The 25,848-nt window shown below is 70.8% G+C and carries 20 protein-coding genes; 14 read left to right on the forward strand and 6 right to left on the reverse strand.

Going from position 1 to position 25,848, the window contains the following annotated elements; translation table 11 throughout:
• Window positions 1–10 precede the first annotated feature (10 nt).
• The 5 genes from HNR13_RS10305 (at window position 11) to HNR13_RS10325 (ending at window position 5,875) form a co-directional block, all read left to right on the forward strand.
• On the forward strand, window positions 11–955 hold the full coding sequence (locus HNR13_RS10305; RefSeq protein WP_179605671.1) for a proteasome assembly chaperone family protein: 945 nt from the start codon (window positions 11–13) through the stop codon (window positions 953–955).
• A 62-nt stretch (window positions 956–1,017) separates the two neighbouring features.
• Window positions 1,018–2,358, forward strand: a complete 1,341-nt coding sequence (locus HNR13_RS10310) for an MFS transporter (RefSeq protein ID WP_179605672.1) — start codon at window positions 1,018–1,020, stop codon at window positions 2,356–2,358.
• A gap of 181 nt (window positions 2,359–2,539) precedes the next feature.
• On the forward strand, window positions 2,540–3,874 hold the full coding sequence (locus HNR13_RS10315; RefSeq protein WP_179605673.1) for an RNA polymerase sigma factor: 1,335 nt from the start codon (window positions 2,540–2,542) through the stop codon (window positions 3,872–3,874).
• Window position 3,875: 1 nt separating this feature from the next.
• A complete protein-coding gene (locus tag HNR13_RS10320; protein WP_179605674.1) occupies window positions 3,876–5,150 on the forward strand; it encodes a MurT ligase domain-containing protein in 1,275 nt (424 codons plus the stop codon).
• Entirely contained in the window at window positions 5,147–5,875 is a 729-nt protein-coding gene (locus tag HNR13_RS10325; protein WP_179605675.1) for a cobyric acid synthase, read from the forward strand. The genes HNR13_RS10320 and HNR13_RS10325 overlap by 4 nt, the downstream gene beginning before the upstream one ends.
• A gap of 86 nt (window positions 5,876–5,961) precedes the next feature.
• On the opposite strand, the gene alr is transcribed toward HNR13_RS10325, so the two are convergent.
• From alr to HNR13_RS10340, 3 genes are read right to left on the reverse strand one after another with little or no spacing between them, the layout of a single operon-like run.
• The gene (gene alr / locus HNR13_RS10330) at window positions 5,962–7,038 is read right to left on the reverse strand and encodes an alanine racemase (RefSeq protein WP_179605676.1); all 1,077 of its coding nucleotides are present in this window, start codon (window positions 7,036–7,038) and stop codon (window positions 5,962–5,964) included.
• Entirely contained in the window at window positions 7,035–7,802 is a 768-nt protein-coding gene (locus tag HNR13_RS10335) for an alanine racemase (RefSeq protein WP_179605677.1), read from the reverse strand. Before HNR13_RS10335 ends, alr begins: the two co-directional genes overlap by 4 nt.
• A 35-nt stretch (window positions 7,803–7,837) precedes the next feature.
• Complete coding sequence (locus HNR13_RS10340; protein WP_055915732.1) at window positions 7,838–8,074, reverse strand: DUF7455 domain-containing protein; 237 nt, start codon at window positions 8,072–8,074, stop codon at window positions 7,838–7,840.
• A gap of 227 nt (window positions 8,075–8,301) precedes the next feature.
• Here HNR13_RS10340 and HNR13_RS10345 point away from each other — a divergent pair, with 227 nt between their 5' ends.
• The gene (locus HNR13_RS10345) at window positions 8,302–10,386 is read left to right on the forward strand and encodes a DNA gyrase subunit B (protein WP_179605678.1); all 2,085 of its coding nucleotides are present in this window, start codon (window positions 8,302–8,304) and stop codon (window positions 10,384–10,386) included.
• Between the two features lie 217 nt (window positions 10,387–10,603).
• Here the strand turns inward: HNR13_RS10345 and HNR13_RS10350 are convergent, their stop codons facing one another.
• On the reverse strand, window positions 10,604–13,078 hold the full coding sequence (locus tag HNR13_RS10350) for a DNA gyrase/topoisomerase IV subunit A (RefSeq protein WP_179605679.1): 2,475 nt from the start codon (window positions 13,076–13,078) through the stop codon (window positions 10,604–10,606).
• An 88-nt stretch (window positions 13,079–13,166) separates the two neighbouring features.
• Between HNR13_RS10350 and HNR13_RS10355 the strand changes: the two genes are divergently transcribed.
• On the forward strand, window positions 13,167–14,291 hold the full coding sequence (locus tag HNR13_RS10355) for an alkaline phosphatase family protein (protein ID WP_179609344.1): 1,125 nt from the start codon (window positions 13,167–13,169) through the stop codon (window positions 14,289–14,291).
• Window positions 14,292–14,313: 22 nt separating this feature from the next.
• On the opposite strand, the gene sepH is transcribed toward HNR13_RS10355, so the two are convergent.
• Window positions 14,314–15,513, reverse strand: coding sequence for a septation protein SepH (gene sepH, locus HNR13_RS10360; RefSeq protein ID WP_179605680.1), 1,200 nt, complete (start codon window positions 15,511–15,513; stop codon window positions 14,314–14,316).
• Window positions 15,514–15,718: 205 nt separating this feature from the next.
• On the opposite strand from sepH, the gene HNR13_RS10365 reads away from it, so the two are divergent.
• Window positions 15,719–16,012: a DUF4193 domain-containing protein gene (locus HNR13_RS10365; RefSeq protein ID WP_179605681.1), complete on the forward strand. Its 294-nt coding sequence runs from the start codon at window positions 15,719–15,721 to the stop codon at window positions 16,010–16,012.
• A gap of 69 nt (window positions 16,013–16,081) precedes the next feature.
• Here HNR13_RS10365 and HNR13_RS10370 read toward each other — a convergent pair whose 3' ends face one another.
• The gene (locus HNR13_RS10370; RefSeq protein WP_179605682.1) at window positions 16,082–16,528 is read right to left on the reverse strand and encodes a DUF3093 domain-containing protein; all 447 of its coding nucleotides are present in this window, start codon (window positions 16,526–16,528) and stop codon (window positions 16,082–16,084) included.
• 39 nt (window positions 16,529–16,567) lie between these two features.
• Here HNR13_RS10370 and dut point away from each other — a divergent pair, with 39 nt between their 5' ends.
• The 6 genes from dut (at window position 16,568) to dxs (ending at window position 25,844) form a co-directional block, all read left to right on the forward strand.
• Entirely contained in the window at window positions 16,568–17,026 is a 459-nt protein-coding gene (dut, locus tag HNR13_RS10375) for a dUTP diphosphatase (RefSeq protein ID WP_179605683.1), read from the forward strand.
• A complete protein-coding gene (locus tag HNR13_RS10380; protein WP_179605684.1) occupies window positions 17,023–17,661 on the forward strand; it encodes a DUF3710 domain-containing protein in 639 nt (212 codons plus the stop codon). The genes dut and HNR13_RS10380 overlap by 4 nt, the downstream gene beginning before the upstream one ends.
• Window positions 17,658–18,449: a DUF3159 domain-containing protein gene (locus HNR13_RS10385; RefSeq protein ID WP_343063523.1), complete on the forward strand. Its 792-nt coding sequence runs from the start codon at window positions 17,658–17,660 to the stop codon at window positions 18,447–18,449. The genes HNR13_RS10380 and HNR13_RS10385 overlap by 4 nt, the downstream gene beginning before the upstream one ends.
• Before the next feature lie 42 nt (window positions 18,450–18,491).
• Entirely contained in the window at window positions 18,492–20,864 is a 2,373-nt protein-coding gene (locus HNR13_RS10390; protein ID WP_179605685.1) for an HAD-IC family P-type ATPase, read from the forward strand.
• 140 nt (window positions 20,865–21,004) lie between these two features.
• Window positions 21,005–23,815: an aconitate hydratase AcnA gene (gene acnA / locus HNR13_RS10395; protein WP_343063524.1), complete on the forward strand. Its 2,811-nt coding sequence runs from the start codon at window positions 21,005–21,007 to the stop codon at window positions 23,813–23,815.
• Window positions 23,816–23,894: 79 nt separating this feature from the next.
• Window positions 23,895–25,844 (forward strand): 1-deoxy-D-xylulose-5-phosphate synthase, encoded by a 1,950-nt coding sequence (gene dxs / locus HNR13_RS10400; protein WP_179605686.1) that lies wholly within the window; start codon window positions 23,895–23,897, stop codon window positions 25,842–25,844.
• The last annotated feature ends 4 nt before the right edge of the window (window positions 25,845–25,848 follow it).

Here is a 25,848-nt window from a genome sequence, read left to right on the forward strand (position 1 = left end):
GAGTTGAACTATGCGAGACCCCGCGGACCTGTACGAGCTCAACCCGGCACTGGTGGTGCCGGAGGGCCTCCCGTTGATCGCGGGGCTCACCGGGTTCGCCGACGCCGGAGCGGGCGTCAGCCAGCTGGGCACCTACCTGCTCGGCACGCTCGACAGCGAGGTCGTCGCGACGTTCGACGCGGACATCCTTCTCGACTACCGCGCCCGCCGGCCGATCATCTACTTCGACCAGGACCACCTGGCCGACTACCAGCCCTCGACGCTGAAGCTGCACCTGGTCTACGACGAGCTGCGCCAGCCGTTCCTCTTCCTCTCCGGGTTCGAGCCCGACTTCCGCTGGGAGGCCTTCACCGAGGCAGTGCTGGGGCTCATCGAGCGCTTCGCGGTCAAGAGCGTCACCTGGGTGCACTCCATCCCGATGCCGGTCCCGCACACGCGGCCGATCGGCGTGACGGTCAGCGGCAACCGCTCCGACCTGATCGAGGCGATGTCGATCTGGAAGCCGCAAACCCAGGTGCCCGGCAACGCCCTGCACCTGCTGGAGTACCGGCTGCAGCAGCTGTCGTACCCGATCGCCGGGTTCGTCCTGCTCATCCCGCACTACCTGGCCGACACCGAGTACCCCGCCGCGGCGATCTCCGGGCTGGAGAGCATCAGCGCCGCGACCGGGCTGATCTTCCCGACCGACCGGCTACGCGAGGAGGACCGGGAGTTCGTCGCGAACATCGACGAGCAGGTCGCGGGCAACGCCGAGCTGGCCAAGCTCGTCGGCACGCTCGAGGAACGGCACGACACGTACATGGAGGACACGCAGCTCCGCTCGCCGCTGACCGACCGGGACGGCGAGCTGCCGAGCGCCGACGAGATCGCCGCGGAGCTCGAGAACTTCCTCGCCTTCCGCCGGCACGGCGACGACCGCCGCGGCGACGACGAGAACCCGCGCACCGACCGCTGAGCCGAGCCGCCGTCGCCGCCCGCATGACGGGACGGCCTGTGCGGCGGGCGTAGGATCGTGTGGTGAATTCGCGTCGGTCCTGGGTCATCTTCGGGATCGGGGTCTTCGCCTACCTGGTCGCCGTCATGCAGCGCACGAGCATCGGCGTCGCCGGTGTCGCCGCGACCGAGCGGTTCCACGTCTCCGCCGCCGTCCTCTCCTCCATGGCGGTCGTCCAGCTCATCGTCTACGCGGCGATGCAGGTCCCGGTCGGCGTGCTGATCGACCGGGTCGGCTCGCGGGCCCTGATGATCGCCGGCACCGCCCTGATGGTCGTCGGGCAGGTGACCGTCGCCTTCGCCCCGACCATCGCGCTCGCGATCGTCGGCCGCATCCTGGTGGGAGCGGGGGACGCGACGGTCTTCAACTCCCTCATGCGGCTGGTGAACTCGTGGTTCAGCGGCCGGATCGTGCCGCAGCTGTCGCAGTGGATCGGCAACATCGGCCAGCTCGGGCAGGTGCTGTCCGCCATCCCGTTCGCGCTGCTCCTGCACCAGTCCGGCTGGACCACCGCGTTCCTGAGCGCGGCCTCGGTCTCCGTCGTCGCCCTCGTCGGGATCGTCGCCGCCATCCGCGACCGGCCGCTCGGGTCGAGCGAGGGACCGCGTCCGGCGACCTGGCGGGAGTCGATGCGTCAGCTGCGGATCAGTCTCGCGCGACCGGGCACGCAGCTCGGGTTCTGGTCGCACTTCACGACGCAGTCGTCCGGGACCGTGTTCAGCCTGATGTGGGGCCTGCCGTTCATGGTCTTCGCCCTCGGCATCGACCCGGCCGAGGCGAGCGGCCTCCTCATCGTGTCGGTCGTCGCCGGCCTGATCGCCGGCCCGATCCTCGGGCTGCTGACCGCGCGCTTCCCGCTCCGGCGCAGCAACCTCGTGCTGGCGATCGTCGCGATGATGGGGATCGTCTGGGCGCTCCTGCTGCTCTGGCCGGGGACGCCGCCGCTCTGGCTGCTGATCCTCGTGCTGGTCGCGATCGGGATCGGCGGCCCCGGCTCGCTGATCGGGTTCGACTTCGCCCGCACCTCCAACCCGCTGCACAGCCTCGGCTCCGCCAACGGGATCGTGAACGTCGGCGGCTTCCTCGCGAGCTTCGTGATGATGTTCCTCATCGGCGTCGCCCTCGACGCCCAGAACACCGCCCACACGGTCGCCGGCCTGTACGCCCTGGACTCCTTCCGCTGGGCGTTCGCCGTGCAGTACGTGATCATCGGGCTCGGCGTCGTGTTCCTCGTCCGCGCCCGCCGGCGCACCCGCCGCCTCCTCGCGGAGGAGGAGGGAATAGAAGTGGCCCCGTTGTGGGTTGCACTGGTTGACGCTTGGCGAAGGCGAGATGGTCGGGAGCCTGGCGAGAACGTGCAATAATTGATACCTGGACCCGTTCATGTCCTGGGGTCGGAGCACTCGATGGTGCCCGGCGCGACAGCCCAAGACTTGACATGGGTCTTAGTAATGTCCGCACGCGACCTCAGGCAGGCGTTACGGGGGACGCACCACTGCCCTCCCACCCGGTTTGATAGCCCTCGCTTGTATGGAAGGTAGGCACATGGCAACCCGTGCAGCAACCAAGGCCCGCGAGGCCGAGGCGGTCGAGGAGACCGAGGAGACCGCTGCGGCCAGCACGCCGGCGGCGAAGAAGACGACGGCCAAGGCTCCGGCGAAGAAGGCCGCGCCCAAGAAGGCCGCCACCAAGGCCAAGGGCGACGACGACGAGGAGCTCGACGAGGACGCCGAGGTCGAGATCGACGAGGACGACACCGCAGACGTGGCGGACGACGCCGCCGAGGGCGACGACGCCGAGGAGTCCGAGGGCGACGACGCGGAGGCGGACGACGCCGAGGAGTCCGGTCCGAAGGGCGAGGCCGCGGCCGTCCAGGCCGCAGCCGAGGCGCCGCTGCCCACCGACGCGCTCGTGCTGCGCGCCGTGGACGAGGACGACGACATCCCCGTCTACTCCACGACGATCACCGGCGCGACCGCCGACCCGGTCAAGGACTACCTGAAGCAGATCGGCAAGGTCCCGCTGCTGAACGCCGCGGAGGAGGTCGAGCTCGCGATGCGCATCGAGGCCGGCCTGTTCGCGGAGGACAAGCTCGCGAACACCCCGAACATGCCCAAGGAGCTCGAGCGCGAGCTGCGCTGGGTCGCCCGCGACGGCCAGCGCGCGAAGAGCCACCTGCTCGGCGCCAACCTCCGCCTCGTGGTGAGCCTCGCCAAGCGCTACACCGGCCGCGGCATGCAGTTCCTGGACCTGATCCAGGAGGGCAACCTCGGTCTGATCCGCGCCGTGGAGAAGTTCGACTACACCAAGGGCTTCAAGTTCTCGACCTACGCCACCTGGTGGATCCGTCAGGCGATCACCCGCGCGATGGCCGACCAGGCCCGCACCATCCGCATCCCGGTGCACATGGTGGAGGTCATCAACAAGCTGGCCCGCGTCCAGCGGCAGATGCTGCAGGACCTCGGCCGCGAGCCCACCCCGGAAGAGCTCTCCAAGGAGCTCGACATGACCCCCGAGAAGGTCATCGAGGTGCAGAAGTACGGTCGCGAGCCCATCTCGCTCCACACCCCGCTGGGTGAGGACGGCGACAGCGAGTTCGGCGACCTGATCGAGGACACCGAGGCGGTCGTGCCGGCCGACGCGGTCGGCTTCACCATGCTGCAGAAGCAGCTGGAGAGCCTCCTCGACTCCCTCTCCGAGCGCGAGGCGGGCGTGATCCGCATGCGCTTCGGCCTGGGCGACGGCATGCCGAAGACGCTCGACCAGATCGGCGACACCTTCGGCGTGACGCGGGAGCGCATCCGGCAGATCGAGTCGAAGACGATGGCGAAGCTGCGCCACCCGTCCCGCTCGCAGTCGCTGCGCGACTACCTCGAGTAAGGTGCGCTATCGACTGGCGGTCATCGCCGGCCGCCTCGCCCGCCGGCTGCTGCGCCTGCGGGGAGGCGGCTCCGCGGTGCCGGGGCGGGTCGCGCTCGCGATCGCGCCGAAGTTCCTCGAGCGCGCGGTCAGCCGTCTCCCGCTCGGCGTGGTTTTCGTCTCCGGATCGAACGGCAAGTCGACGACCACCAACATGCTCACCGCGATCCTGCGCGAGCACGGGCTGAACGTCTTCACCAACCCGTCCGGCGGCAACCTGCCGCAGGGGATCGCCTCCGCGCTGCTGGCGGACGTCCCGCTCGACGGCTACGTCCGCGGGGACGTGGGGGTGATCGAGGTGGACGAGGCCTACGGCGTCGACCTCGCGACGGTGCTGAAGCCGCGCGCCTCGCTGCTGCTCAACGTCCAGATCGACCAGTTGAACCGCTTCTTCGAGCCCACCCGCGTGATCGGGATGCTCCGCACCATCGCGGAGCGGTCCAGCGAGTTCGTCGTGGTGAATGCCGACGACGACAGCCTCGCCCGGGTCGGCGCCGAGCTCTCGGCGGCCGGACGCGACGTGACGACCTTCGCGGTGGCGCCCGCCATCATCGAGTCGTCGCCGAACGGCCTCGCCAATGTCGCTGACTTCTCCGGCGTCGCCGCCGGCGCCCTCCCGGTGCCCGCCGTGTTCGTCAGCAAGCTGGAGACCCAGAGCGCGCAGCTGACGATGGGCGGCGAGTCCATCCGGATCGGCCTGCCGGCGCGCGGCCTGCACTACGCGGTGGACGCCGCGGGGGCGACGGCGATGGCCCGGCGGCTGCTCGGCGACGACTTCACCGCGGGCGCCGTGGTCGCGGCGATGAGCTCGCTGCGCACGGTCTACGGCCGCGGCGAGACGCTGAAGGTCGGCGACGAGGACATCGAGATCATCATGATGAAGAACCCGCCGAGCCTGCAGCTCAACCTCGACTACCTGGCGCACAGCCCGGAGCAGGTGTTCGTCGCGGTCGACGAGGGCACCCCCGACCCGTCCTGGGTCTACGACATCGACCTCTCCAAGCTGGAGCACGTGGACATCGTCTCCGGCACCAAGGCCTGGCAGTTCGCGACCCGGTTCGCGTATGCAGGCATCGAGGTCGACCAGGTGATGCCCGAGCTCCGGCCGGCGCTGCAGGCGTTCCTCGCCCTGCCGAAGCCCTCGCGCGGCACCAAGACGATGATCGTGAACTACGAGCAGATGATGGCCATCCGCAAGCAGCTGGGCTTCCTCGACCTGGAAGGCGGCGAGAAGTGACCGTCCTGCGCATCCTGCACCTCTACCCGCGCGAGCTCGGGATCAACGGCGACGCCGGCAATGTGCTCGCCCTGGCGGAGCGCGCGCGCTGGCGAGGGGTGGACGTCGACGTTGTCTCGCACGCGCCGGGCGCGGAGCTGCCGCCCAGCGCCGACATCGTGCACATCGGATCCGGCCCGCTGTCCTCGCAGCGCGCCGTCGCCGAGGACGTGGCCCGGATCGCGCCGCGGCTGCGGCAGTGGCGCGACGCCGGAGTGCCGATCCTCGCCATCGCGGGCGGCTGGCAGCTCCTCGGCGAGGAGATCGAGACGCCGGACGGCGAGACTATCGCCGGCGCCCGGGTGTTCCCGACGCGCGCGGTGCTGGGATCGCGCCGCCACGTGGCCGAGGTCGTCGTCCGCATGCGCGACGGAGGGATCCTCGCCGGGTTCGAGAACCACTCCGCGACGACGACGTTCGGCGCCGACGCTTCCGGAGCCGCCCCGCTCGGCGACGTCGTCAGCGGTTTCGGCAACGGAGACAAGACGGAGGGCGTGGTGATCGGGAACGCGATCGGCACCCATCTGCACGGGCCGGTCCTCCCGATGAACCCGGTCCTGGCCGACCGGATGCTGCAGACCGCGCTGCGCGGCGAGCTGCCCCCGGTCACGCAGACCGAGCGCGTCGACCGCTACGCCGCCAACGCGCGCCGGGCGATCGGCGCCCGCCTCGGCGTCGCCGTCTGAGGCTGCCCACGCGATCCGTTCCGGAGTCGTGTACGCGACACGCCGCCTCGGCCCGTGCATAACTCCGGAACGGATGGGGTGGGGCGTCAGTTCTCGTAAATGCGGGGGACGCGGAGCGCGACGCCGGTGACCATCTCGTCGGCGATCGTCTCGGCCCAGTCGGCGTACTTCTCGGCCGTGACCGTCCCGTCGTGGCCGCTGCCGAAGAGGATCGCGGTGTCTCCCACCGCGACACGCGCCGAGCCGGCGTCGACCGTCATCGTGTCGACGTCCACCGTGACCACCGGGCAGCGCCGGCCGCCGAGGAGCACCGAGGTCTTGGCGATGCCGAGCACCGGGACGCCATCGCCGAAGCCGATCCCGAGCCGCGCGCGCGTGGTGCCGCCGACGTGGATCTCCACGACCGGCGCCTCCAGCCGCATCACCGGCTCCAGGCCCAGCTCGGCGCCGGTGCAGTCGTCGAACGGCGAGAAGCCGTAAGCCGCGATCCCGAAGCGCACCAGGTCGAAGCGGGCCTCGGGCATCCGGATGCCGGCCGAGCTCGCCGCGAGGTGCAGGATCTCGAACCGCGCGCCGCGCTCCTCGGCCTCGGCGACTGCGCTGCGGAACTCCGCGAGGGCGGCCTCGTCGTCGGCGATGGAGGCGTCGGCCAGGTGCGACCAGGCCGCGCGGATCCTCACAACGCCCTGCCGCTGGAGCTCCAGAGCGGCGTCGATGAGGTGCGGCCACTGCTCCCGGGTGGCGCCGTTGCGGCTGAGACCGGTGTCGACCTTCAGGTGCACCACGGCGGGCCGGTCGGCGGCCGCGGCCGCGATCGCCTCCAGCTGCCAGACCGCCGAGATCCCGAGCTCGATGTCGGCCTCGATCGCCGCACGCCAGTCGGTGTCCTCGCCGTGCAGCCAGGCCAGCAGCGGGACGGTGATGCCGGCGCGGCGCAGGACGAGCCCGGCAGGGACCTCCAGCACCGCCAGGGAGGTCGCACCCGCCTCCAGCCCCGCCTCGGCGATGGGCAGCAGGCCGTGCCCGTAGGCGTCGGCCTTCACGGCGAGCATCGTCTCGGCCGGGGAGATCAGCGCGGTCAGGTGCGCCACGTTCCGGCGGAGGGCGGCCAGGTCGATGACGGCCCGGGGGAGCGGCTCCGCGATCGCGTCGACGATGGTCACGGCGTCCTCCTCATCACAGGGGCCGCCTTCCTCGTCCAGTGCCCGTAGTGCCGCTCGATGCGGCGGCCCAGCCGGCTGGTGATGACCGGAGCGGCGACGCCCAGCGCGGCCTCCCAGTCGAGTGCGGTCGGCTCGCCGCGCGCCGGGTCGCCGAACAGCACCACCGGGTCGCCCGGCTGCGCCTCGGCGTCGCCGATGTCGACGACGAACTGGTCCATCGCGATGCGGCCGGTGATGCGGCCGGTGGTCTCGCCGACCAGCACGGGCGCCTTGTTGGAGGCGACGCGCAGGATGCCGTCGGCGTAGCCGAGCGCGACCAGCACGAGCGTGCTGGGGCGGGCGGTGCGGTAGGTGTAGCCGTAGGAGACGCCGCGGTCGGCGCCGACGCGCTTCACCGCGATGATCTCGCCGGTGAGGCGGAGCGCCGGGGCGACGCCGGGAGCGTCGGTGAGCCCGAGCAGTTCGGGGCCGAGCAGGTTGGCGGGACCGCTCGCGTGGCGTCCGGCCGGGAATCCGACGGTGACGGGCAAGGGGATGCCCTCGTCGGCGATGGCCGCGGCGTCCTCCACCCGGGAGACGAGAAGACCGCCGACCCCCGCGTCGGTCAGCGCCCGGGCGACGGGGATGAGCCCGTGCCCGTACGCGTCCGCGCGGAGATCGGCGGTGCAGTCGGGGAGCGGCGCGGTGGCCGCGGTGGTGGCGTTCGAACGGATGACATCGAGGTCGACGAATGCGCGCCTGCGGACGCCGGTGGCTCCTGCCATCGTTCGTTCAGCCCGTTCGCGTGGGTCGCGGTGACCTAGGCGCGCTGCTCTTCGAAGAGACGAGCGGTCTCGTCGTGCCAGCTGTGCGCGATCTGCGAGAGCTTCTCCTGGTGCTTCTTGCCGTGGTGGGCGCAGAAGAGGAGTTCGCCGTTGTTGACGACGACGCGGATGTACGCCTGAGCGCCACAGCTGTCGCAGCGGTCCGCGGCCGTGAGTTGCGGCCCCGACTCGAGCTCGTCAACCGCACCGTTCTCCGAGGTGATAGTAGACATGTGATGCTCCTTTCCGTCGCAACCGGTGAACTCGGTACGTCTATAGAACCACGTAATCCCTGTGACGAGGCGCGTATCGGCTGCTATTTCGCTCAACGCGAAGCAATGGGGCCCGTGGGTGTCGAGGCGGGGAAGGTCGCGGGCAGCACGTAACCTGGAGGATGCACGGCCCGCGGACCCGCGTGCGCCGCGACCGAAGAACACTGCACGGAACACAAGGAGCGCTCGTGGCGAGCTCGGACTATTCGGCGAGGCACCTCTCGGTGCTCGAAGGCCTGGAGGCCGTTCGCAAGCGCCCAGGCATGTACATCGGCTCCACCGACTCGCGCGGACTCATGCACTGCCTGTGGGAGATCATCGACAACTCCGTCGACGAGGCGCTCGCCGGGCACGGCACCGCGATCGAGGTCATCCTGCACCCGGACGACAGCGTGGAGGTCCGCGACAAGGCGCGCGGCATCCCGGTCGACGTCGAGCCCAAGACCGGGCTGACCGGCGTGGAGGTCGTGTTCACCAAACTGCACGCCGGCGGCAAGTTCGGCACCGGCTCCTATGCCGCCTCCGGCGGCCTGCACGGCGTCGGCGCGTCGGTCGTCAACGCGCTCTCGGAGCGGCTCGACGTCGAGGTCGACCGCGACGGCAAGACCTGGGCGATGTCCTTCCACCGCGGCGAGCCCGGCGTGTTCGACGACGGGAAGGCCGCGCCGAGCCCCGACGCGAAATTCTCGCCGTTCGTCAGCGGCAGCGAGCTGCGGGTCGCGGGCAAGGTCGCCAAGGGTGTCACCGGCACGCGCATCCGGTACTGGGCCGACCGGCAGGTGTTCACGGCGGGTGCCGAGTTCTCGGTGGACGACCTCATCGGCCGCGCCCGGCAGACGGCGTTCCTCGTTCCCGGTCTGGCCATCACGATCGACGACCAGCGCTCCCCGGAGGGCGAGCGCACCACCTTCAGCTACGACGGCGGCATCTCGGAGTTCGTTGACTTCCTGGCGCCGGACAGCCCGATCACGGAGACCTGGCGGCTCACCGGCGAGGGCCACTTCACCGAGACCGTGCCGGTGCTCTCCGACGGCGGCGCGATGGTGCCGACCGAGCTCAAGCGCGAGTGCCAGGTGGACATCGCGCTGCGCTGGGGGACCGGCTACGACACCGTGATGCGCTCGTTCGTGAACATCATCGCGACCCCGAAGGGCGGCAGCCACCAGACCGGCTTCGACCAGGGACTGCTGAAGTTCCTGCGCCAGCAGGTCGAGCTGAACGCGCGCCGGCTGAAGGCGGGCACGGACAAGCTGGAGAAGGACGACGTCATGGCCGGGCTCACGGCCGTGCTGACCGTGCGCCTCCCCGAGCCGCAGTTCGAGGGTCAGACCAAGGAGGTCCTCGGCACGCCGGCGGTGCGCACGATCGTGGCCAACGTCATCCAGAAGACCCTCGCCGAGCGCTTCGCCTCGACCAAGCGCGACGACAAGGCGCAGTCGGCGCTCGTGCTCGACAAGGTCGTCGCGGAGATGAAGTCGCGGATCTCGGCCCGCGCCCACAAGGAGACGCAGCGCCGCAAGAACGCGCTGGAGACCTCCTCGCTGCCGGCGAAGCTGGTGGACTGCCGGTCGAGCGACGTGGCCAACAGCGAGCTGTTCATCGTGGAGGGCGACTCGGCGCTCGGCACCGCGCGGCGCGCGCGGGACAGCGAGTACCAGGCGCTGCTGCCGATCCGCGGAAAGATCCTCAACGTGCAGAAGGCGTCGGTCTCCGACATGCTCTCCAACGCGGAGTGCGCGGCCATCATCCAGGTGATCGGTGCGGGCTCCGGACGCTCGTTCGAGCTCGGCTCTGCGCGGTACGGCAAGGTCATCATCATGTCGGACGCCGACGTCGACGGCGCCCACATCCGGACGCTGCTGCTCACCCTCTTCTTCCGCTACATGCGGCCGATGATCGAAGAGGGCCGGGTCTTCGCCGCCGTGCCCCCGCTGCACCGGGTGGTGGCGATCAACCCCGGTTCGAAACCGAACGAGACGATCTACACCTACTCGGAGGCGGAGCTCCAGGCGGTGCTGGCCGACCTCAAGAAGCGCGGCCGCAAGTACCAGGAGCCCATCCAGCGGTACAAGGGCCTCGGCGAGATGGACGCCGACCAGCTCGCCACCACGACGATGGACCGCGCCCACCGCACCCTGCGCCGGGTGCGCGTGTCCGACGCCGAGGCGGCCAACCGCGTGTTCGAGCTGCTGATGGGGAACGACGTCGCGCCACGCAAGGAGTTCATCATCGCGGGCGCGGACGACCTGTCCCGCGCGCGCATCGACGCGTAGGCAACGGAGGAGATCCGGGGCGACACGCCGGCCGGAAGCAGTCAATGGAGGAGATCCCGGCCGCGGTGGCCGGGATCTCCTCCGTTAGCTACGGCCCCGCGCGTCAACTTCAGGCCTGCGCGCGTCGGTACCGGAGGAGATCCGGGGCCAGGACGGGCGGATGTCCTCCGTTAGCTGCCGACACGCCGCGGGCGCGAGCGGATGTCCTCCGTTGCCGTCAGGCGAGGCGGCGGCCGATGCTGCTGACCACCATGTCGAGGGGGGTGCCGGAGCCGTCGCGGCGGGCGCCGCCCTCGGGGAGGACGCGCGCGGCGCCGTCGGCGCCGACCGCCAGGGCGGGCGCGGCGCCGACCCAGGCGAGCGCCAGCTCGGTCTCGCCCTTGAGGAAGCGCTGCGAGCGGACGCCGCCGGTCGCGCGGCCCTTGGCCGGGAACTCCGCGAAGTCGCTCACCTTGCCGCTGCCGGGGTCCGCGCCGGGGAGGGTCTGGTCGCTGACCGCGATCGTGACGACCACGGCCTCGTCGCGCTCGCCGGCCTCCACCGCGCCGAAGAACACCACCCGGGCGTCGGCGGCCAGGTTGATGCCGGCCATGCCGCCGGCCGCGCGGCCCTGCGGGCGCACCGAGCCGGCGGAGAACCGGAGCAGCTGGGAGTCGCTGGCGACGAACACGAGCTCGGCGTCGTCCGCGCACTGCACGGCGCCGACGACGGAGTCGCCCGCCTTCAGGGTGATGACCTCGAACTCCGGCTTGTTGGCCCAGTCGCCCGGCGTCACCCGCTTGACCACGCCTTGGCGGGTGCCGAGCGCGATCGCCTGCGGGGCGTCGAGGGAGACCAGGGCGAGCACGCGCTCCTTGCGGTCGGCCAGCGCCAGGTAGTCGGCCACTTTCACGCCCGCGCCGAGCTGCACCGAGTTGAGCGGGGCGGCCGGGAGGTCGACGGGGGAGAACCGGATCAGCCGGCCGCGGTCGGTGACCGCGCCGATCTCGCTGCGGCTCGTGGTGTCGAGCCGGGACAGGATCGCGTCGTGCTTGCTGCGGCGGGCCGGCGGCTGGATGCGGTCGAGGCCCTCGCCCTCCCCGGCGCCCGCGTCCACGCGCAGGATCCGGCCGGTGGTCGACAGGTAGACGCGGCAGGGGACGTCGGCGACCTCCAGCTGCACCGTCATCGCCTTGCTGCGCGAACCCGCGCCCGCGATGGACGGCTTCGCCTCGGTGAGCAGCGTGCGGCGCGGGGTGCCGAACTTCACGGCGACCTGCTCCAGCTCGTCGGAGACGAGTCCCTCGATGCGTGTCTTGCTGCCGAGGATCTCCTCGAGCTCGGCGATCTCGGCCGCCAGCTGGTCGCGCTCGGTCTCCAGCTCGATCCGGGAGAACCGGGTGAGCCGGCGCAGTCGCAGCTCCAGGATGTAGTCGGCCTGCAGCGTGCTGAGGTCGAACACCTGCTGGAGCCGCGTGCGCGCCTGGTCGGTGTCGTCCGAGGTGCGGATGACCTGGATGACCTCGTCGATGTCGAGGATCGCGATGAGGAGGCCCTCGACGAGGTGCAGGCGCTCCTTGCGGCGCGCGAGCCGGAACTCGGAGCGCCGGGTGACCACGCTGATCCGGTGGTCGAGGTAGACGCGCAGCAACTCCTGCAGGCCGAGGGTCTGCGGGCCGCCCGCGACCAGGGCGACGTTGTTGATCGCGAAGCCCTCCTCCAGCGGCGTGTGCCGGTAGAGCTGCTCGAGGACGGCCTCCGGGCTGAACCCGGTCTTGATGCCGATCACGAGGCGGAGGCCGTGCTGCCGGTCGGAGAGGTCGGTGACGTCGGAGATGCCGTTCAGCTTCTTCGCGTTGACGCCGTCCTTGATCTTCTCGATCACGCGCTCCGGGCCGACGCCGTAGGGGAGCTCGGTGACGACCAGGCCGCTCTTGCGGGCGGTGATCGACTCGACGCCGACCTTGGCTCGCATCCGGAAGCTGCCGCGGCCCGTCGCGTACGCGTCGCGCACGCCGGCGAGGCCCGCAATGGTGCCCCCGCTCGGCAGGTCGGGGCCGGGCACGTAGTCCATCAGCTCGTCGAGCGTGGCGTCCGGGTTCGCCAGGAGGTGGCGGGCGGCGCCGACGACCTCCACCAGGTTGTGCGGGGCCATGTTGGTGGCCATGCCGACCGCGATGCCGCTGGCGCCGTTGACCAGGAGGTTGGGGAACGCGGCGGGCAGCACGTCCGGCTGCAGGAGCTGGTTGTCGTAGTTGGGGACGAAGTCGACGACGTCCTCGTCGAGGTCCTCGGTGAGCGCGAGCGCAGCGGCGGCGAGGCGGGCCTCCGTGTAGCGGGCGGCGGCGGGGCCGTCGTCCAGCGAGCCGAAGTTGCCGTGGCCGTCGACCAGCGGGACGCGCAGGGTGAAGTCCTGGGCCATCCGCACGAGCGCGTCGTAGATGGCGCTGTCGCCGTGCGGGTGCAGCTTGCCCATCACCTCGCCGGTGACGCGCGCCGACTTGACATGGCCGCGGTCGGGGCGCAGGCCCATCTCGGTCATCATGTAGAGGATGCGCCGCTGCACGGGCTTCAGGCCGTCCCGGGCGTCGGGGAGCGCCCGCGAGTAGATGACGGAGTACGCGTACTCCAGGAACGAGCCCTGCATCTCGGTCGTGACGTCGACGTCTTCGATGCGTTCGGTGGTGGCGGCCTGATCGTCTGCTGGTGTCATTCGTGCATTCGTGGATGGGGCGGCAGGAGGCGCGGGGTTCGACGGCTCCCGTCCGTCCAGCTGTGACAGACTGGGCCGGATGCCCCCCATGCTACCGGCCGCGTTCACCACCCGAGCGAGCCTCGCCACGGTAATGCCGAGTTCCCTGGGGGCGCTCCGCGGGCAGGCGAACGACCTCGGGCTGCCCCCGCTGGAGCACGCGGTCGTCGTCGTGGTCGACGGGCTCGGCGCCGCAGCGCTGCGCGCTCGCGAGGGCCACGCCAGGACCCTGGCCTCCCGGCTCGCGAAGACGACGACGATCGACGCCGGCTTCCCGACCACGACGGCCGCCGCCCTCGCGACGCTGACCACCGGCACCACGCCGGGTGAGCACGGCCTCGTCGGCTACCGCGTCCGCGACGACGCGGGCCGGCTGACCAACCAGCTCAACGGCTGGGACGACCGGATGGACCCGGCCACCTGGCAGCGCGCCGAGACGGTGTTCGAGCGGGCCGCGTCCGACGGCGTCGCCTCCTACGCGCTCGGCGTCCCCGCCTACGCGGACTCCGGCTTCACGCACGCCGTGCTGCGCGGCGCGGAGTTCATCGGCGGCCGCACGATGGCCGACCGCTTCGACGCCGCGCGCGAGGTCCTGCGCACCCCGGGCCCCGCGCTCACCTATCTCTATGTCGCCGAGCTCGACCAGGCCGCCCACGCGCGCGGCTGGGAGTCACCGCGCTGGACGGCCGAGCTGGAGACGCTGGACGCCCTGGTGGCACAGCTGGCGGCGACCCTCGGCCCGGGCCAGGGCGTGCTGGTCACCGCCGACCACGGCATCATCGACATCCCCGAGAGCGGGCATGTGCTCTACGACACCGCCCCCGAGCTGCTGGAGGGCGTCGCGGAGGTCGCGGGCGAGCCGCGGCTGCTGCACCTCTATACCGAGGCGGACGCGAGCCCGGCCGACGTCGCGGCGCGCTGGCGCGAGGTGGAGGGCGCCCGCTCCTGGGTCGCCACCCGCGCCGAGGCGATCGCGGCCGGCTGGTTCGGACCGGTTGTGGCCCCGGAGGTCGCGCCGCGGATCGGCGACGTGCTGGTCGCGGCGCGCAGGCGCATCGCCTACTACGACTCCCGCGACCCGCAGCGCACTGGGCGCAGCATGATCGGGCAGCACGGCTCGCTCACGGTGGAGGAGACCCGGGTGCCACTGCTGCGGTTCGGGGCGGCCGCGTAGCCACGCCTGGGGGCGACCGCCTTCAGGCCAGGTCGTCGTCCGTACGGGCGCCGAACACGATCTCGTCCCAGCTCGGCATCGCGGCGCGGCCCTTGCGGCGGCCTCCGGAGACGGGCGTCTGCTCCGAGGTGGAGGACAGCTGGGACGGAGCGGGTGGCGGCGTCGGAGCAGTCGTGGGCGTTTGGGCGCTCTCCTCCGGGCGGCCGGCGGACGGCCCGGCCGGCGGGGGCCCGAACTCCTCGATGACCGTGATGGTCTCCTCGACCACCCGGAACGGCGTGATCGGGTCGAGGAGCGTCGGCTGCTCGACCTGCTCGTGGCGGCCGCTGCGGTCGGCGCGGTCGTTGCGCGGGGCCGGCTCGTCGTAGCCGGCCGCCTCGCGCTCGCCGCGGCGGCGGCGCAGGGCCTCCAGGAGGTCCGCCGTCTGGTGCAGGTCGCGCGGGGTCTCGTCGGCGCGCTTGATCGCGGAGACCGCGATGGAGTTGCTGGCGCGGCCCGGAGCGTGCGGCTCCAGCGGCTCGAGCGGCTGGGTGACCTCCGGGCCGAGCAGGTCCACGCCAGGGGCGGGGAAGGTGAAGGCGCCGCTGTCGAAGCGCGAGCTGTCCGGCTCGCCCTCGTGCGGCAGGACGGCGCGCAGGCGCGGGATGAGGGCGCCGCCGCGCAACTCGCCGGCCTGCGAGAGGGTGGTCGCCTCGGAGTTGAGCGGGGCGAGCGCGTGCTTGCGCAGGTCGTAGCTCCAGCGGGCGTCGTGGTCGATCTCGTCCGCGGTGAACTCGAGCTTGACGATCCAGCCGGTCTCGACGTCCTTCCAGCTCGCCCAGCGCTCGCCGGAGACGCCGAGCGAGGCGAGGCGGTCGCGGATGACGGAGCCGAACGTGTCCGGTTCGCCCAGCGGGTCGACCTCGGCCGCGGTGCGGACCGGGACGCTGAGGGCGCTCGCGACGACGTGCTCGCGCTCGGCGACGATCGGGCCCTCGAAGCGCTGGACGTAGTCCAGGGGCGCGCCCGTGACGGCGGCGACGTCGTCGGCTGACATGCCGGAGCGGATGTGCGCCTGGATCTCGCGCGGCGACAGTTTGGGGGCTTCGGCGGAGACCTGCTGCCGCACCTGCCGGATCTTCGACTGCAGCGTGTCGTCGACGGCGATGCGGAAGCGTTCACCGTCGTCGCCGACGGCGACGATCGCACCGTTCTCGACCCCGATGACCTTCAAATCCTGCATTGTGATGCCTTCCGAGCTCGCGTTCGTTCCGGCCCAGAATGCCACGAGAACGGGGGACTTCCGGGGAATACCGCGGGCGTGCCGGAAGTTGAACACCGAGCAAACGCTGAGAGGCTCCTGCGTGGTTTTGCTATTCGCAGGCGATTGATGCAAACTATGGCCGCCGATTGCGAGAATCGGCCGTTACGACGAGAAGTGGATGGGCATGGCAACGGATTACGACGCACCGCGGAAGACCGAGGACGACTCCGAGTCGATCGAGGCCCTCAAGGAGCGAGTTCCGGACAAGATGTCTGGTGTCGTCGACGTCGAAGACGCCGACAACCCGGGCGGCTACGAGCTCCCTGGCGCCGACCTGTCGGACCTCGACCTCGACGTCGTGGTGCTGCCTCCCCAGGCCGACGAGTTCACCTGTGTGAGCTGCTTCCTGGTGAAGCACCGCTCGCAGATCGACCACGAGACCAAGCTCGGACCGATCTGCATGGAGTGCGCCGCCTGAGCGACGCACCGCACCGCCACGACGCCCCGTAGCCCCGAGAGGGACTACAGAGGCCCCGATGAAAAGGGACTACAGGGGACGTCGGGCCTCATCGAGAACCCGGACCAGCTGGTCCGGGTTTCTTGTTGAGAGCAGCCAGTAGGGCGCCGGGTCGTCGACGTCGAGGACGGGGACCTTCACGACCGGCTTGATCCAGCCGCGGATCAGCAGCCAGGCGCGTGCGTCCAGCCGCTGGCCGCGCTCCATCGTCGCCTCCTCGCCGGTGAAGGCCCGCGGCTCCCCGATGAACTCCAGCGGGATCTTCGCGTTCCCGGCGATCAGCTCCGCCGCCGTCACCCGGATCACCGGGGCGGAGGCGAGCAGCGCGATCACGATCGCGGCGTAGAAGACGATGGCGAGCACGACGCCGACGGCGAAGTTGATCGGCGCGAAGACGAGCATCACGGCGGGCACGACGAGGATGGTGGAGACGAAGAGCCAGGGGGTCGCCCAGAGCCTTTCTCGGTAGAGGTCCATACGCCTATTCGATCATCCTTCGTGCACTACCCTCGACACGTGACCGAAACAGTGGACGTCCCGATCATCGCCGAGCGCATCCCCGTGTACGCCCACCCCGGAGACGCGGGCGCCGACCTGTGCGCGGCCGAGGCGGTCACCCTGGCGCCGGGGGAGCGGCACACCGTGCCGACCGGCGTCTCGATCGCTTTGCCGGAGGGCTACCTCGGCTTCGTCGTCCCGCGCAGCGGCCTGGCCATGCGCCACGGCATCACCATCGTCAACGCCCCCGGCACCGTGGACGCGGGCTATCGCGGCGAGATCAAGGTGACCGTCCTGAACACGGACAGGTCGATGTCGTACGATATCGCCGTCGGCGACAGGATCGCGCAGCTGATCGTCATGCCGGTCGCGCAGGCCCGGTTCGTCCCCGTCGACACCCTCCCGGACAGCCACCGCGGCAGCGCGGGCTTCGGCTCGTCCGGCTACACCGTCACCCAGGCAGGAGAATACGCTTGACCGACAGCATCGACACCCCCGGCGAGGCCGAGCCTCAGGATGTGGAGAAGTCCGCGCCGGAGGATCGGGAGACCGAAGGTCCCCTCGACGACAGCGAGGCGAACCCGGTCCGTCCCTACGTCGACCTCGGAGGGGTCAAGATCCTGCCGCGCGAGGGCCTCCACCTCCGCCTGGAGGTCGAGGAGGAGTCCCAGCGCGTCGTCGCGGTCGGGCTCGACTACGCCAACTCAACGCTCCAGGTGCAGCCCTTCGCCGCGCCGCGCTCCACGGGCCTCTGGCACGAGATCCGCGGCCAGATCGCCGAGCAGGTCCAGCGCCAGGGCGGCCGCGTGAGCGAGCGCGACGGCGTGTTCGGCCCCGAGCTCGTCGCCGAGATCCCCGTCGCCGCACCGCAGGGCGCGCCCGGCGAGACGCGCGTCGCGCGCTTCGTCGGCGTCGACGGCCCGCGCTGGTTCCTGCGCGGCGTGATCGCCGGCGACGCGGCCGTGAAGCCGGAGGCGGCGGCTCTGGTCGAGGACCTCTTCCGCAGCATCGTCGTCGTGCGCGGCAACACCCCGATGCCGCCCCGGGACCTCATCCCGCTGCGCATGCCGTCCGCTCCGAGCAGCGGCGACAGCGGATACAACTCGCTGTGAGCGGTGGCCGTGACGTGACCGAAGAGCACCGCGAGCCCGAGCGGGCGGACTCCGCCGCGCAGCCCGGCGACGAGGAGCGCGACCCGGTCGCGTCCACGCTCGGCGAGAGCCTAGCGAAGGCTGCGCGCAAGTCCGGGATGGGTCAGCTGGTCGACGGCGAGACGCCGACGGGCGCCGCGCTGCTCTCCGCTCTCGGCGGCGTCCGCGGCCTGCTGGAGACCATCCTCCCCGGACTGGTCTTCCTCGTCCTCTTCACGTTCACGCAGAACGTCCCGCTCTCGATCGGTGTCTCGGTCGGGGTCGCCGTCGTGTTCACCGTGGTGCGGATCATCGGCAAGACCCCGATCACGCAGGCGCTCGCCGGACTCATCGGTGTCGGGATCTCCGCGATCTTCGCGCTCATCACCGGCCGCGGCGAGGACAACTTCATCCTCGGCATCTGGACCAACGCGGCCTACGCCGCCGCGTTGCTCGTCTCGATCCTGGTGCGCTGGCCGCTGATCGGCCTGGCCGCCGGCTATCTGATGGGCGACGGGCTCGCCTGGCGCTCGGTGAAGTCGAAGTTCCGGGTGATGCAGGCGCTGACGTTCCTCTGGTTCCTGCTCTTCGCCGCCCGGCTGCTCGTGCAGGTTCCTCTTTATCTCGCGCACTCCGACGCCGCCACCAGCGCACTCGCCCTCACCAAGCTCCTGATGGGCGTCCCGCTCTACGCGCCGCTGCTGCTGGTGACGTGGTTCGTGGTGAAAGGTCAGTTCCCGCAGAAGCCGCAAGGCACTCGCGCCGGCTAGGCGCACGATCGTCCAGCACTGGACCGGCCAGGAGGGGGAGGGATGCTCGACGCGCGCACCAGGGAGGGGCTGAGCGCCGCGGAGGTGGCGGAGCGCCGCGCCGAAGGACGGGTGAACCTCCAGCGCCAGCCGGGCTCGCGCTCGATCTCCGACATCCTGCGCGAGAACATCTTCACGCTGTTCAACGGCATCCTGACCGGCTGCTTCATCGCCGTGGTGCTGCTCGGCGACCTGCGCGACGGCTTCTTCTACGGCGTCGTGGTGGTCAACGCGCTGATCGGCATCGTGCAGGAGGTCCGCGCCAAGCGGGTGCTCGACCGGGCGGCCCTGCTCGCGGCGCCCGAGAGCCGGGTCCGGCGCGACGGCGCGGTCGTCGCGATCGCCCTGGAGGACGTCGTGCTCGACGACCTGCTCGTGCTGCGCCCCGGCGACCAGATCCCCGCCGACGCGGTCGTCGCCGAGAGCACGGGCCTCTCGCTCGACGAGTCGCTGCTGACCGGGGAGTCCGAGCCGGTCTTCAAGGACGAGGGAGCGCAGCTGCTCTCCGGCTCGCACGTCGCCAGCGGCACCGGCTACGCGGTCGTCACCGCGGTCGGCGCCGACTCCTATGCGAGCAAGCTGACCAGCGAGATCCGCCGGCACTCGCTCGTCCACTCCGAGCTGCGGGACGCGACCAACCGCATCCTGGTCTACCTGTCCTGGATCCTCGGCCCGGTCATCCTCGTGACGATCATCGGGCGGGTGCTCACCTACGGCGGCTTCGACCAGCTCTTCACCGACGAGCGCTGGCGGCGCGCGCTGCTCGACGCCGTGGCGGCCGTGGTCGGCATGATCCCCGAGGGCCTGGTGCTGCTGACCAGCCTGGCGTTCGGCGTCGCCGCCATCCAGCTCGCCGCGCGCAAGGTGCTCGTGCAGGAGCTCGCGGCCGTGGAGGTCCTCGCCCGCGTCGACGTGCTCTGCCTCGACAAGACCGGCACGCTGACCAGCGGAGAGCTGGTCCTGGAGGGCACCGAACCGATCGGGGAGGTGCCGGCGGAGCTCGGCGAGATCGCGCTCGCCGCGTTCGGCGCCGACGAGACCGGGAACGCGACCTCCGGCATCCTCTCGACCGGGTTCCGCAGCGACCGGTTCCGGGTCGAGCGGCGGATCCCGTTCAGCTCGGCCACCAAGTACAGCGGACTGGTCATGCGCGTCGACGGCGAGGAGAGCGCGTGGGTGCTCGGCGCCCCCGAGCGCGTGCTGGCCGCCCACGAGGAGGCGCTGCGGCGCGCGACGGCCATCGCGTCGACCGGGCGCAGGACGCTGGCGCTCGCCCGGGCGATCGACCCGCTCCCGCACGGAGCGCACGTCCCGCTCGGCGACCTGCGGGTGGAGCCGGCGCTGCTGGTCGTCTTGGGCGAGACGCTGCGGCCGGAGGCACCCGAGACGCTCGGCTACTTCGGCGAGCAGGCGGTGCGCGTCGTTGTGATGTCCGGAGACAACCCGGTCACCGTCGAGGCGATCGCCCGGGCGCTGAACATGGAGGGCGAGGCCGTGGACGCCTCCGCCCTGCAGACCGACGACGACCTCGCCGCGGCGCTGGAGCGCTCCAGCATCTTCGGCCGGGTGAGCCCGGAGCAGAAGCGGACGGCCGTCGGCCTCCTGCAGCAGCAGGGCCGCACGGTGGCGATGACCGGCGACGGCGTCAACGACGCCATGGCGATCAAGGACGCCAACCTCGGCATCGCCATGGGGACGGCGACGGCGGCGACCAAGGCGGTCTCCCGGCTGGTGCTCCTCGACAACCGCTTCGACCGGCTGCCGGATGTGCTCGCCTCCGGCCGGCGCGTGATCGCCAACGTCGAGCGGGTCTCGAACATCTTCCTGGCGAAGACCGTGTACGGCATCCTGCTCGCGCTGTTCAGCGCGGTGGTGCTGTGGCCGTTCCCGTTCCTGCCGCGCCAGCTCACCCTGGTCTCGACGCTGGCGATCGGCATCCCGTCGTTCTTCCTCGCGCTCGCACCGAACAAGCGGATCTACACGCCGGGCGTGCTGCCGCGCATCCTGCGGTACTCGATCCCGACCGGGATCATCGCGGGCCTCACCGCCGTCGTCGCGTACGCCCCGCTGCACCGCGCCATCCCGCTGCACGAGGCGCGCAGCGTGACCACGGTGGCGCTGTTCTGCGTGTCGCTCTGGATCCTCTGCGTGCTCACCCGGCCGCTGACGACCTGGCGCTGGTTCCTGCTCGGCGGGGTGGCCGCGGCCTTCGTGCTGGTGTGCGTCATCCCGGCCACCGCGAGCTTCTTCGAGATGCACCTCTCGCTCGACACGGCGCTGCTCTGGGGGATCGCGGTCGGCGCCGTCGGCGCGGCCGGGATCGAGCTGTTCTACCGCTTCGCCCGGCGGCGCGGCCTGGTGTTCGACCGGGTCTGAACGTGCTAGATTTTATCTCGACGTCAAGATACTTTCCCGAGCCGATGACTTAGGGTTACCTTGCTGGAACGGGACGTCGACGCATGACGAAGATGGACACGGCGCGCGGGATCTCGCCTGCCGACGAAGGAGAAGGCACAGTGTCAGCTGTAAACACTTTCGGTGCGAAGAGCACCCTGACGGTGGGGTCGAAGGACTACACGATCTTCAAGATCGACACGGTCGACGGCTACAAGAAGCTCCCGTTCAGCCTCAAAGTGCTGCTGGAGAACCTGCTGCGCACCGAGGACGGCGCCAACATCACCGCCGACCACATCAAAGCCCTCGGCGGCTGGGACCCCGAGGCGGAGCCCGACACCGAGATCCAGTTCACGCCGGCCCGCGTCATCATGCAGGACTTCACCGGCGTGCCCTGCATCGTCGACCTCGCCACCATGCGCGAGGCCGTGTCCTCGCTCGGCGGCGACCCGGACAAGATCAACCCGCTCGCCCCGGCCGAGATGGTCATCGACCACTCCGTCATCGCCGACCTGTTCGGCACCGAGGACGCGCTGGAGCGCAACACCGACATCGAGTACGAGCGCAACGGCGAGCGCTACCAGTTCCTGCGCTGGGGCCAGACCGCGTTCGACGACTTCAAGGTCGTCCCGCCGGGGACCGGCATCGTCCACCAGGTGAACATCGAGTACCTGGCCCGCGTCACCATGACGCGTGAGGTCGGCGGCGAGCTGCTGGCCTACCCGGACACCTGCGTCGGCACCGACTCGCACACCACCATGGTCAACGGCCTCGGCGTGCTCGGCTGGGGCGTCGGCGGCATCGAGGCCGAGGCGGCCATGCTGGGCCAGCCGGTCTCCATGCTCATCCCCAAGGTCGTCGGCTTCAAGCTCACCGGCGCCATCCCGACCGGCGTGACCGCGACCGACGTCGTGCTCACCATCACGCAGATGCTGCGCAAGCACGGCGTGGTCGGCAAGTTCGTCGAGTTCTACGGCGCCGGCGTCGCGGAGGTCCCGCTCGCGAACCGCGCCACCATCGGCAACATGAGCCCCGAGTTCGGCTCGACCGCCGCGATGTTCCCGATCGACGACGTGACCCTCGACTACCTGCGCCTCACCGGCCGCAGCGAGGAGCAGGTCGCCCTGGTCGAGGAGTACTCGAAGGCGCAGAGCCTGTGGCACGACCCGGCCAACGAGCCGGTCTTCTCCGAGTACCTCGAGCTCGACCTCTCGACGGTCGTCCCTTCGATCGCCGGCCCGAAGCGCCCGCAGGACCGCATCGAGCTGAGCCACGCGAAGGGCCAGTTCGAGAAGGACCTGGTGGACTACGCGGACATCTCGCACGACCTGGTCGACCTGACCATCTCGGAGTCCTTCCCGGCCTCCGACCCGGGCGAGCTGTCCCCGGAGGACGGCCACAGCCACCACGTGCACACGCACCACAGCCACGCGCCGAAGACGGCCTCCAGCCCCACCCCGGTGAAGCTGCAGGACGGCACGGACTTCGTGATCGACCACGGCGCGGTCGCCATCGCGGCGATCACCTCGTGCACGAACACGTCGAACCCGTCGGTCATGCTGGCGGCCGGCCTGCTGGCCCGCAACGCCGCCGCGAAGGGCCTCAAGGCCAAGCCGTGGGTGAAGACCACGCTGGCTCCGGGCTCCAAGGTCGTCACCGACTACTACGAGAAGGCCGGCCTCACCAAGGACCTGGAGGCCCTCGGCTTCTACACGGTCGGCTACGGCTGCACCACCTGCATCGGCAACTCCGGCCCGCTGCTCGACGAGATCTCGCAGGCGGTCAACGACAGCGACCTCGCCGTCACCGCCGTCCTCTCGGGCAACCGCAACTTCGAGGGCCGGATCAACCCCGACGTCAAGATGAACTACCTGGCCAGCCCGCCGCTGGTCATCGCCTACGCGCTCGCCGGGTCGATGAACTTCGACTTCGAGGTCGACCCGCTGGGCACCGACGCCGACGGCAACGACGTGTTCCTCAAGGACATCTGGCCGGACGCCGCCGAGGTGCAGCAGACGATCGACTCCTCCATCAACGAGGGCATGTTCGTCCACCAGTACGCCTCGGTCTTCGAGGGCGACGAGCGCTGGAAGTCGCTCGCCACCCCGACCGGCTCGGTCTTCGAGTGGGACGAGAAGTCCACCTACGTGCGCAAGCCCCCGTACTTCGAGGGCATGACCCTGGAGACCACCCCGGTCAGCGACATCACCGGCGCCCGCGTGCTCGCCAAGCTCGGCGACTCGGTCACCACCGACCACATCTCGCCCGCCGGCTCCATCAAGGCGGACAGCCCGGCCGGCAAGTACCTGAACGAGCACGGCATCGACCGCAAGGACTTCAACTCCTACGGCTCGCGCCGCGGCAACCACGAGGTGATGATCCGCGGCACGTTCGCGAACATCCGCCTGCGCAACCAGCTGCTGGACGGCGTGGAGGGCGGCTACACCCGCGACTTCACGCAGGCCGACGGCCCGCAGTCGTTCATCTACGACGCCTCGCAGAACTACCAGGCGCAGGGCACCCCGCTCGTCGTGCTCGGCGGCAAGGAGTACGGCTCCGGCTCGTCGCGCGACTGGGCGGCGAAGGGCACCAGCCTCCTCGGCGTCCGCGCGGTCATCACCGAGAGCTTCGAGCGCATCCACCGCTCGAACCTGATCGGGATGGGCGTCGTCCCGCTCCAGTTCCCGGCCGGCGAGAGCGCCGACTCTCTGGGCCTGGACGGCACCGAGTCGTTCTCGATCACCGGGCTCGAAGAGCTCAACGAGGGCCGCACGCCCAAGACCGTGCACGTCGTCGCCGAGCCCACCGAGCACTCGCCGGCGGGCAAGCAGGTCGTCGAGTTCGACGCGGTGGTCCGGATCGACACCCCCGGTGAGGCCGACTACTACCGCAACGGCGGCATCCTGCAGTACGTCCTGCGGAGCCTGGTGTAACCAGACCGTTGTCAAGGGGAGGCTCGGGATCGTACGGTTCCGAGCCTCCTCCGATTCACACGGTTCTACACTGAAATCCATGAGCATCCTCGAAACCATCCACGGGCCGCGTGATCTCGACCGGCTCACGGAACGGGAGCTCGACCAGCTCGCCGCCGAAGTGCGGGCGTTCCTGGTCGCCAACGTCGCCAAGACCGGCGGCCACCTGGGCCCGAACCTCGGCGTGGTGGAGACGACGATCGCCATCCACCGCGTGTTCGACTCGCCGCGGGACGCGATCGTCTTCGACACCGGGCACCAGTCGTACGTGCACAAGCTGCTCACCGGCCGCCAGGACTTCTCCCGGCTGCGCCAGCGCGGCGGCCTCGCCGGCTACCCGCAGCGCTCCGAGTCCGAGCACGACATCGTCGAGAGCTCGCACGCGTCGTCGTCGCTGAGCTGGGCGGACGGCATCTCGCGCGCCTTCGAGATGACCGGTCAGGACGACCGGCACGTGATCGCCGTGGTGGGCGACGGCGCCCTCACCGGCGGGATGACGTGGGAGGCCCTCAACAACATCTCCGACGACAACAACCGCCGGCTGATCATCGTCGTCAACGACAACGGCCGCTCCTACGCGCCGACCATCGGCGGAATGGCCCGGTTCCTCAACACCGTGCGGACGCGGCGCACCTACCGCAACCTGTACCTGAGCAGCCGCAAGGCGTTCGACAAGCTCGGCACGCCCGGCCAGTCGCTGTACCGCGGCATCCGCGGCGGTCTGCACGGCTTCCTCAGCCGCTTCTCCAACAACGAGTCGCTGTACTCGAACCTCGACATCAAGTACATCGGGCCGGTGCACGGCCACGACATCGGGGCGATGGAGGAGGCGCTGCGCCAGGCGAGGAACTACGGCGCCCCGGTCATCGTGCACGCGATCACCCAGAAGGGCCGCGGCTACGAGCCCGCGCTGCGCGACGCCGCCGACCAGTTCCACGCGGTCGGCCAGATCGACCCGGAGACGGGCGAGGCCCTCGAGAGCTCGACCGGGCAGAGCTGGACCTCCGTGTTCTCCGACGAGATCGTGAAGCTCGCGGAGAAGAACCCGAAGCTCGTCGGCATCACCGCGGCCATGCTGCGGCCGACCGGGCTCCACAAGTTCGCCGAGCGGTTCCCCGACCGCGTGCACGACGTCGGCATCGCCGAGCAGCACGCGGCGACGAGTGCGGCGGGGCTGGCCTACGGTGGCCTTCACCCGGTCGTCGCGATCTACGCGACCTTCATCAACCGGGCGTTCGACCAGGTGCTGATGGACGTCGCGCTGCACAAGGCGGGCGTTACCTTCGTGCTCGACCGCGCCGGGGTGACCGGTCCGGACGGCCCCAGCCACCACGGCATCTGGGATCTCGCGATCCTGCAGGTGGTCCCGAACATCCGGCTCGCGGCGCCGCGCGACGGCGCGCGCTTCCGCGAGGAGCTGGCGGAGGCCGTGGCGGTGGACGACGCGCCCACCGTGCTGCGGTTCCCGAAGGGCGACGTGCAGGCGGACATCCCGGCGGTGCGCCGCCTGGAGGACGGCGTGGACGTGCTGCGCGAGTCCGACAGCAAGGACGTCCTGCTCGTCACGGTCGGACCGATGGCCGACCTCGGCCTCAAGGTGGCCGACCGGCTGGCGGCGCAGGGCATCGGCGCGACCGTCGTGGACCCGCGCTGGGTGGTCCCGGTGCCGCGCAGCATCCTGAGCCTCGCCGCCGCCCACCGGATCGTCGTGACGATCGAGGACGGCATCCGGGTCGGCGGGATCGGCACCCGCGTGCGCCAGGACCTCCGCGAAGCCGGCATCGACACCGCGGTGGACGAGCTCGGGCTGCCCGACGCGTTCATCGACCACGCGACCCGCAGCCAGATCCTGGACGACGCGGGCCTCACGCCGCAGAAGATCGCGCGCGACCTGGTCGCACAGGTGCTCGGCAGCCGCATCCCGATCGCGCGCCCGCTGCCGTCCGAGGAGCCGGCCGAGGGCGTGGAGGCCAAGAAGCGCCGCGCCTGACCCC

It is taken from the genome of Leifsonia shinshuensis, from assembly GCF_013410375.1.
Classification (GTDB): domain Bacteria; phylum Actinomycetota; class Actinomycetes; order Actinomycetales; family Microbacteriaceae; genus Leifsonia; species Leifsonia shinshuensis.

Bases quoted from the DNA above. Each gene is read 5' to 3' on its own strand.
- HNR13_RS10365 (WP_179605681.1), top strand. From the start codon at position 15,719: ATGGCAACGGATTACGACGCACCGCGGAAGACCGAGGACGACTCCGAG.
- HNR13_RS10390 (WP_179605685.1), top strand. From the start codon at position 18,492: ATGCTCGACGCGCGCACCAGGGAGGGGCTGAGCGCCGCGGAGGTGGCG.
- HNR13_RS10340 (WP_055915732.1), bottom strand. From the start codon at position 8,074: ATGTCTACTATCACCTCGGAGAACGGTGCGGTTGACGAGCTCGAGTCG.
- HNR13_RS10370 (WP_179605682.1), bottom strand. From the start codon at position 16,528: ATGGACCTCTACCGAGAAAGGCTCTGGGCGACCCCCTGGCTCTTCGTC.
- sepH (WP_179605680.1), bottom strand. From the start codon at position 15,513: ATGCAGGATTTGAAGGTCATCGGGGTCGAGAACGGTGCGATCGTCGCC.
- HNR13_RS10305 (WP_179605671.1), top strand. From the start codon at position 11: ATGCGAGACCCCGCGGACCTGTACGAGCTCAACCCGGCACTGGTGGTG.
- dxs (WP_179605686.1), top strand. From the start codon at position 23,895: ATGAGCATCCTCGAAACCATCCACGGGCCGCGTGATCTCGACCGGCTC.
- HNR13_RS10315 (WP_179605673.1), top strand. From the start codon at position 2,540: ATGGCAACCCGTGCAGCAACCAAGGCCCGCGAGGCCGAGGCGGTCGAG.
- HNR13_RS10355 (WP_179609344.1), top strand. From the start codon at position 13,167: ATGCTACCGGCCGCGTTCACCACCCGAGCGAGCCTCGCCACGGTAATG.
- HNR13_RS10350 (WP_179605679.1), bottom strand. From the start codon at position 13,078: ATGACACCAGCAGACGATCAGGCCGCCACCACCGAACGCATCGAAGAC.
- HNR13_RS10335 (WP_179605677.1), bottom strand. From the start codon at position 7,802: ATGGCAGGAGCCACCGGCGTCCGCAGGCGCGCATTCGTCGACCTCGAT.